Origin of the sequence: Clostridium sp., from assembly GCF_051656525.1 — a bacterium.
In the GTDB taxonomy this organism is placed as follows: Bacteria; Bacillota; Clostridia; order Clostridiales; family Clostridiaceae; genus Clostridium.
On the sequence record NZ_JBOGCC010000396.1, the window covers coordinates 1 to 7,522 of the forward strand.

Consider the following 7,522-nt stretch of genomic DNA (forward strand, 5'->3'; position numbering starts at 1 on the left):
ATCAAACTCTCAATAAAAAGTTTAATCTTAAATTGCTCATAAAACTTACTAATAAAAGAATTGCTGGTTTAAGTTTGTTTATATATTAATCTGTTCAATTTTCAAAGACCATTTTTGTTCAATCGCTTTTGGCGACTCATTTATCTTATCATCTTCATTTTTCTTTGTCAACAACTTTTGTTAACTTTTTTTCTGAAGATTGCATCTCAAGAATTTGTTTTCTTAAGACGTTTTTTATCTTACCACCATCTTATTTCTCTGTCAACATTTTTTAAATAGATTTTTCAATTCTTTTTGTTTTTTGAATATCTTATTTATGTACAACTATTGTTTAAAGGAGTTATCTCATGAATTCACTTACCTATTTAAATATAAGATTCGTTATAGAAAACTATATTAATACTTTTGAGCATACTAATTTTAGTTCTTATATTTCTCCCTCTAGCTCTTTCAAATCTCTTTTAAAAGCTAAATCTTTATTTCATTCAAAATCTAATATTTTAAATTCATCTCCTGATTCTTATGAATTCACATTTAAAAATTTTGCTTTTAAAAATAATTTAAGTATTGTTTTTTTAGATTTATTTTCAATATATGATTTTTCTGAATTTAACTTTAAATCTATTTCCCTCTCAAATTTATGTTTTATTCTTTCATCTATTAATAATATATGGAAAATAGATTTTATAATATCACGTGAAATTATGCCTAATCTCTTTAACTCTATTTCAAAAGGTGAAATTTCTCTAAAACAAATAAAACATGAAATTTTAAATAGAACTAAATATTATAATTCCATTATTTCCAATACTTCTACTCAAATTAAACCTACTTCACGTACCTTCTCTAATTATTCTTCCCAAAAAGCTATTGAATATGCTGAAAAATTTGCTTTAAATTATAATCCTGAATATCGTTCTTTTGATGATTCTGGTGGTGATTGTACTAACTTTGTTTCTCAAACTTTACATTTTGCAGGTTTCAAAAAAACCAAAACTTGGAATCCTTATTCAAACTCTTGGGTCAGAGTTCAAGAATTGCGTAATTATTTAGTTTATAACAACCTAACTAGTGAACATTTCTCATTAGATGAAAATATGTCTGGATCTGTAATTCAATTTTTTCACAACGAAAAAAAAACTTGGACACATTCAGGTATTTTAACCTTTCCTCGTGAAGGTGATTATCTCTACTGTTGTCACAGCTATGATAAATTACATTATCCACTAAGTCTTGCGTATCCAAGTATTTATCCTAAAATTAGGATTCTTAAGCCTTTTTAATTTTTAGAACTTTTAAGATGCTATCTATTGTAGATGGCTTCTTTTCTTTTTCATCTAGATGCCTCATCAATGCTATTACAGGTTTCAATTGATTTAATGTATCTTTATAACCTGTTTCAATTCTTACTTTAGAATTTTCTTCAGTAAAATTTAATGCTCCATCAATGAAACCTTCTTCCATAAAACTTGGTATTATCTCTAAAATTTGAGTATTAGGATATAAGCTCCTATCAACTCTGTATCCTTTCATAAGTCCAATTACTATTATTAAATCACACTTTTCATAATATACAGGATTTATAGGAACATTATCACTAATTCCACCATCTATATAGCATATGTCATCGATTTCTTCACTTTCAAATATCATTGGAATTGCAGAACTTCCATGAAGAATTTTTTTCATTCTTTCATCATTTTCTTTATTCAATAAAAAATATCTTGCTTTTAGTTTCGGTATCTCTGTACATACTGCATAAATTTGAATATCTCCATTTCGTATCTTCTCAAAATCTATACTTTCATCAATTATATTTTCCAATCCACTTCTTGATATATTTCCTCCATCAAAAACTTTAGGAATATATTTCTTAATAAAGCTCATATTCTTTGACCCAATACTAACTAAAAAGCTTCTTTTGAATAAATTTATTGAATCAGTTGGAAGAATTTTTTCTGTTGTAACTTCTTTCCAAACCTTCTCTGCAAGCTCTATATCCCCTTGTGCATATAGTACTGCATTTAATGCTCCTATTGAAGCTCCTGAAATAACATTTATATACTTGTCCACTTTTAATTCTTTAAAAGCTTTCCACACTCCTATTTGATATGCACCACGTGCTCCTCCTCCACCTAAAACTAACCCTATTTTCATTTTCATCACCTGTTTCTATATTCTTAGTATATAATACTCCTCTTTTATATATTAGTTAATAAAAAAAGTTACTAAAAACTTAGTAACTCTTCACATAGGTGTTTCTTTTTTAGGTATAATCCCTATTGCTATTAATGCAAATATTCCAAAAAAGAAACCAGTTATTCCCCATCCTATGATACTTCTATTTTTTGCACTTGCCACCATTGCTGTTACTATAGCAAAAAACATCCAAAGTATTATAACCATATCTTTTCCCTTCAATATTAACTTACTTTAATATAATATTATGCTCTTCCCCTATGTTTATTTACTACTATTTTGTAATAGATTCTAATATTATAAGTGCTGTATCCTCAATTGCTCTTTGTGTTACATCAATTGTTTTACACCCTATTCTCTTTATTATTCTATCTGCAAAATCAAATTCTTCTAAAACTCTTGCATCACTTGCATATTCAACATTTGTTGGCATTCTATGAAACTTATCTAGCCTTTTCTTTCTTATTTCTATTAATCTAAATGGATCTATTGTTAATCCAAATATTTTTCGTTTATCAATCTTATATATTTCCTCCGGCACACCTACCTCAGGCATTAAAGGAATATTTATTGCTTTAATTCCTTTATTAGCTAAATACATACATAATGGTGTTTTAGATGTTCTTGAAAGCCCTACTAAAACTACATCTGCATTTTTTAATCCTCTATAGTCTTTGCTATCATCATATTGCATTGCAAACTCCATAGCCTCTATTCTTTTAAAGTACTCTTCATCCGTCACCCACATAGCTCCTGGATTATAATCAGGAACTTTATTAAGCTTCATAGATGCAATATTTAATATAGGTCCTAAGACATTTATAACAGAAACATTATTTTCTAATCCAACTTGGGTTAAATATTCTCTTATTTGGACATTAATTATAGTAGATACAACAATTGATGATTCTACTTCCTTAGCAGCTTCTATTACATCATTTGCATCTTCTATAGTTTTTATATAGGGAATTCTTTTTACCTCTACCCCTTCTTTAAATTGACTAGCAGCTGCTAATGCTACTTGATTAGAAGTTTCTCCAATAGAATCTGATACTGCAAAAATAGTTAACACTTACTCAACACCTCTTTTTTATTGTTATATTTTGTAATTATATTATTACATATATATATATTTATTAACAATAGTTAAATTTAGAAAAATATGCTAAACTAAAAATCAGAATTAATTTATTATTTAGGAGGTCTTTAATGAACAAACAAAAATTTCTAACTATAGGCATATTACCACTAATGTGGATTTTATATTTTATTTTTGAACTTGTTACTGGAAGAGTAACAGATTTTGATACCTTTCTTGGAAATATTGTTTTAATCCTATTGTTTACTCTAGTAGGTTTAATAATCTATTTTATTACTCAAAAATTTAAATCTGGTCTTACTAGTAAAGTTTTAATTTCTTTATTCTTTATTTGCTTACTTATTGATCAAGGTATAAAAATTATAATAAAACTATTTTTCTTTAATGATTATTATAGCTTCTTCAATGATTTTTTATCCTTCCATCCTATAATAAATACTAAAGGTTCTTGGCTAAACGCTAGATTTGGTGCTGGAATTAGCTTTCCTGTATTAATCTTATTAAATATTGTAGCCTTATTTATCTTCCTAGAAGTTTATCGCTATTATAGAGCCAAAGGAAAACATGACATCTATGGTGATTTGGCAATTATATTTATTTTCACTGGTGCACTTTGCTCTCTTATAGATAAAGTTTTTTATGGTGGTAGTTTAGACTTTATAGGCATATCTAATTTATTTATCGCTGATATAAAAGATATCTACATTAATCTTGGTATTTTCTTTCTAATACTTTGCTTATATCATGCTGGATTTTTTAAAGATGAAGAGTCTACTACTTTAAAAGATGATGCTAAAAATCTAAAGAAATTTTTTATTTTCATAAAAAAAGACATAAAATCTGGATTTAAGGGAATAACTATTGATGGATAGTATTTCTCACACAATATCCATCTTACTTATAAGAAAAGCCATTAGCATACATTGCTAATGGCTTTTCTACGTTAATTCTAAAAAAGGATAAAATAAAAGAGATTATGAATTCATAATCTCAATATATAAATGCTAAGCAAGTTCCTATTTTAGAATTACAATTTTGCAATTCTGGTGGCTCACCGGGGAATCGAACCCCGGACACCATGATTAAAAGTCATGTGCTCTACCGACTGAGCTAGTGAACCATTACCTAGCAACTTGCTACTCTCCCACACAGTCACCCATGCAGTACCATCGCCGTTATAGAGCTTAACTTTCCTGTTCGGAATGGGAAGGAGTGTTTCCTCTATGCTATCATTACTAGATTTACTTTTTTGTTTTGTGACCACTTGTGCCCCTCAACAATTACTTATTATATAGACTTAACATAATAAAGTCAACAACTTTTTAAAAGTTTTTTTTATTTTTTTAAAAAAACCTCGCAAAGCCTTATTTTATGCGAGGTCTTTGATGTTTCTTTCTATCTTTTTTCTAGTTTTTTGACATAGTCTTTTATAACATCAATTGATTTATTGAAATTTTCTTTTTCTTTTTCTGTTAAATGAATTTCTACAACTTCCTTTACACCATTGGAATTCAATATTGCTGGAACTCCTGCAAAAATCCCATCCACTCCATATTCGCCTTCTAGCAGCGTTGAAACTGGTATTATCCTATTTTCATTATTTAAAATCGCTTTTATAATACCTACTGTTGCAGTTGCAATAGCATAATAAGTAGTTCCTTTTCTTTTATAAACTTCCCATCCTGCTTCTGCTGTATTTTTTACTAAGTCATCTAAATCGACTCTTGGAAATCTCTCTTTATTATCTTCTAATACTTTTAAAAAAGATTTTCCTCCAACAGTTATATGTGACCATGGAACAATCTGAGAATCTCCATGTTCCCCCATTGAATAACCTTGAACTGATCTTGGATCTACATCTACAAGCTCTGCTATAAAGTTTTTAAGTCTTGCCGTATCTATTGAAGTTCCTGTACTTAAAACATGATTTTTTGGTAATCCTGAAAGCTTATGTACATAATATGCTATAATATCTGCTGGATTTGAAACAACTATAAAATACCCCTTAAATCCACTTTCCATTATTGGCTCTACTATAGACTTAGTAATCTTAGCTGTCATATCTAATGTATCAAGTCTTGTCTGTCCTTGTTTAGGTGGTGCTCCTGCAGTTATAACTACAATATCGACATCTCTATACTCATTATATTCAGCAACTTTCACCTTAACATTTCTATTTAAATATTCAATAGAATGGTTTAAATCCATTGCTTCCCCCAATGCTCTCTCCATATTAATATCTGTCATTAAAACTTCATCACAAACTCCTTGTGTTACTAAACTAAATGCTGTACTAGAACCTACTAGTCCTGTTCCAACTATAGCTACCTTTGTATTTTTTATACTCATATTCTCTCTATTCCTTTCAACTTTTATTCTCATTTTTATTATATCACTTTTTATTTTTTTTACTAAAAATAACTTTTTTTCATATATTATATTGAGAGGAATTTTATGAGAGGAATTTTATGAGTTTAGATTATTTTACTTTAAAATCACTTGAACTATCTTATTTTCTAGATATAGGAATTGCATTTTCACTTGCATCTGACATTACCTCAGTTAAAGCAAATCAAGAAGCAAGAAAACAACTTCTCAATTACAAAAACTATATTCCCCCTAATAACTTACTATACCTTGGTAGATACTACTCTTTTTGTAGTGCCATAGTTACTTATATTTTCATTGTCAAAACTCTGCATTTACTCACTCTTAATCCTTCCACTACAACTGAAACTATAAATAGAACTATAATATTATTAAAAATTGCTTTCACAACTCTTTATACGAGTTATATTGCTTTAGGTATTGCATACTCATTATTAAACACTTAAATAAACTTAAAATTTTCCAAAATAAAAAGAGCTAATATATTTCGCTCTTTTTTGTTAAATTTATTCTTCTAATACTTTTGTCATTATTCTCATAACTTCTAAAGTTTTCTTTATAGATGTTTTCTCAAAATTCTTTGTACTAATTGCTTCTTCTACCATATTGAACTCATACTCTAAAGCCTCCTTAGAAATTCCACACTCTACTTCTTCATATTTTCCATCTGAATAAACTATTTTCGCTTTATCTCCTCTTGGATAATCTTCTACCTCAATATACCCATTTTCAAAACCAATAATAGCACGCTTAGGCATTTTAGCTGTAAAAGAAAGATTTATTGTAGTTAATACATTATCTTCTGATCTTAGTATTATTCCTATAATATCATCTACTCCAGTTTTAGCTCTATTTACTATACTCATAACATCCTCCATTCTATTATTTTCACTAAAAACCATAGCCATTGATAAGGCATACGTTCCAATGTCAAGCATAGCGCCTCCACCAAGTTCTTTACTAAAAAATCTATTATTTTCATTATAAGGTTTTTTACTACCAAAACTAATTTGCTGCAATTTTAATGCGCCTAACTTCTCTAAATAATTATCTTTTATATAACTATATAATGGCATATTATATATAGTCATCGCTTCTGCTAGTAAAAGACCTTTTTTCTTTGCAATCACATATACTTCTTCAAGTTCCCTACTATTCATAGTAATTGCTTTTTCACATAAAACATGCTTTCCATTTATTAATGCTTCTTTTATATATTCATAATGTGTATTATTTGGAGTACTTATATAAACTATATCAATGTTTTCATCTACTATTAAATCTATTGGTTTTTTAAAAATAGTATTTGTCTTATATTTCTTTGCAAACTCTTCTGCTTTCGTATAAGTCCTATTTGCAATCCCTTCAATACTTCTATTTTTTCTTACTATAACTTCTCCAAACTGATTAGCTATATCTCCAAGTCCAATAATTCCCCACTTCAACATCTTTTTACCTCACTTTTTTCCTTTAATTATATCCCTATTTTATAAACATATAAACCAACTTATCCACAATTTTAAATATTTTTTCTAATTTTCTTTTAAATTTGTGGATAATTATGTGTACGAAAAAAGCCAGTAGAATTAACTACTGACTTTTCTTCTTGTTTTCACTTGGCAACTTCCTACTCTCCCACACAGTCACCCGTGCAGTACCATCGGCGTTATAGAGCTTAACTTTCCTGTTCGGAATGGGAAGGAGTGTACCCTCTATGCCATCATCACCAAATATTCAGATTGTTCTCTGAAAATTGCACTTGAAATTATATGTTAATATTATTGGTCAAGCCCTCGATCTATTAGTATTGGTCAGCTGAACGTATTGCTACGCTTA

The 7,522-nt window shown here is 28.4% G+C and carries 8 protein-coding genes, 1 tRNA gene and 2 rRNA genes; 3 read left to right on the top strand and 8 right to left on the bottom strand.

Going from position 1 to position 7,522, the window contains the following annotated elements:
- The first annotated feature begins 347 nt into the window (after nt 1–347).
- Nucleotides 348–1,283: an amidase domain-containing protein gene (locus ACRDDY_RS19210; RefSeq protein ID WP_438566521.1), complete on the top strand. Its 936-nt coding sequence runs from the start codon at nt 348–350 to the stop codon at nt 1,281–1,283.
- On the opposite strand, the gene ACRDDY_RS19215 is transcribed toward ACRDDY_RS19210, so the two are convergent.
- The 3 genes from ACRDDY_RS19215 to ACRDDY_RS19225 all read right to left on the bottom strand — a co-directional run bounded on the left by ACRDDY_RS19215 (nt 1,270) and on the right by ACRDDY_RS19225 (nt 3,271).
- The gene (locus ACRDDY_RS19215; RefSeq protein ID WP_438566522.1) at nt 1,270–2,157 is read right to left on the bottom strand and encodes a patatin-like phospholipase family protein; all 888 of its coding nucleotides are present in this window, start codon (nt 2,155–2,157) and stop codon (nt 1,270–1,272) included. The genes ACRDDY_RS19210 and ACRDDY_RS19215 overlap by 14 nt on opposite strands.
- 90 nt (nt 2,158–2,247) lie before the next feature.
- Complete coding sequence (locus tag ACRDDY_RS19220; protein WP_438566523.1) at nt 2,248–2,406, bottom strand: hypothetical protein; 159 nt, start codon at nt 2,404–2,406, stop codon at nt 2,248–2,250.
- A gap of 67 nt (nt 2,407–2,473) precedes the next feature.
- Complete coding sequence (locus tag ACRDDY_RS19225; RefSeq protein ID WP_438566524.1) at nt 2,474–3,271, bottom strand: pyruvate, water dikinase regulatory protein; 798 nt, start codon at nt 3,269–3,271, stop codon at nt 2,474–2,476.
- 137 nt (nt 3,272–3,408) lie between these two features.
- On the opposite strand from ACRDDY_RS19225, the gene ACRDDY_RS19230 reads away from it, so the two are divergent.
- A complete protein-coding gene (locus ACRDDY_RS19230) occupies nt 3,409–4,170 on the top strand; it encodes a signal peptidase II (protein WP_438566525.1) in 762 nt (253 codons plus the stop codon).
- Nucleotides 4,171–4,342: 172 nt separating this feature from the next.
- Here ACRDDY_RS19230 and ACRDDY_RS19235 read toward each other — a convergent pair.
- The 3 genes from ACRDDY_RS19235 to ACRDDY_RS19245 form a co-directional block, all read right to left on the bottom strand.
- Nucleotides 4,343–4,418, bottom strand: a tRNA-Lys gene (locus ACRDDY_RS19235).
- Between the two features lie 3 nt (nt 4,419–4,421).
- Nucleotides 4,422–4,538, bottom strand: a 5S ribosomal RNA gene (gene rrf / locus ACRDDY_RS19240).
- Nucleotides 4,539–4,693: 155 nt separating this feature from the next.
- The gene (locus tag ACRDDY_RS19245) at nt 4,694–5,647 is read right to left on the bottom strand and encodes an L-lactate dehydrogenase (RefSeq protein ID WP_438566526.1); all 954 of its coding nucleotides are present in this window, start codon (nt 5,645–5,647) and stop codon (nt 4,694–4,696) included.
- Between the two features lie 119 nt (nt 5,648–5,766).
- Here ACRDDY_RS19245 and ACRDDY_RS19250 point away from each other — a divergent pair, with 119 nt between their 5' ends.
- On the top strand, nt 5,767–6,132 hold the full coding sequence (locus ACRDDY_RS19250) for a hypothetical protein (protein WP_438566527.1): 366 nt from the start codon (nt 5,767–5,769) through the stop codon (nt 6,130–6,132).
- A 60-nt stretch (nt 6,133–6,192) separates the two neighbouring features.
- On the opposite strand, the gene ACRDDY_RS19255 is transcribed toward ACRDDY_RS19250, so the two are convergent.
- The gene (locus ACRDDY_RS19255; protein ID WP_438566528.1) at nt 6,193–7,134 is read right to left on the bottom strand and encodes a Gfo/Idh/MocA family protein; all 942 of its coding nucleotides are present in this window, start codon (nt 7,132–7,134) and stop codon (nt 6,193–6,195) included.
- Between the two features lie 166 nt (nt 7,135–7,300).
- A 5S ribosomal RNA gene (gene rrf, locus ACRDDY_RS19260) occupies nt 7,301–7,417 on the bottom strand.
- Nucleotides 7,418–7,522: the final 105 nt, after the last annotated feature.

Excerpts from the sequence above, each read along its gene's own strand:
- ACRDDY_RS19210 (WP_438566521.1), top strand. The coding sequence starts at position 348 with ATGAATTCACTTACCTATTTAAATATAAGATTCGTTATAGAAAACTAT.
- ACRDDY_RS19215 (WP_438566522.1), bottom strand. The coding sequence starts at position 2,157 with ATGAAAATAGGGTTAGTTTTAGGTGGAGGAGGAGCACGTGGTGCATAT.
- ACRDDY_RS19220 (WP_438566523.1), bottom strand. The coding sequence starts at position 2,406 with ATGGTTATAATACTTTGGATGTTTTTTGCTATAGTAACAGCAATGGTG.
- ACRDDY_RS19230 (WP_438566525.1), top strand. The coding sequence starts at position 3,409 with ATGAACAAACAAAAATTTCTAACTATAGGCATATTACCACTAATGTGG.
- ACRDDY_RS19245 (WP_438566526.1), bottom strand. The coding sequence starts at position 5,647 with ATGAGTATAAAAAATACAAAGGTAGCTATAGTTGGAACAGGACTAGTA.
- ACRDDY_RS19250 (WP_438566527.1), top strand. The coding sequence starts at position 5,767 with ATGAGTTTAGATTATTTTACTTTAAAATCACTTGAACTATCTTATTTT.
- ACRDDY_RS19255 (WP_438566528.1), bottom strand. The coding sequence starts at position 7,134 with ATGTTGAAGTGGGGAATTATTGGACTTGGAGATATAGCTAATCAGTTT.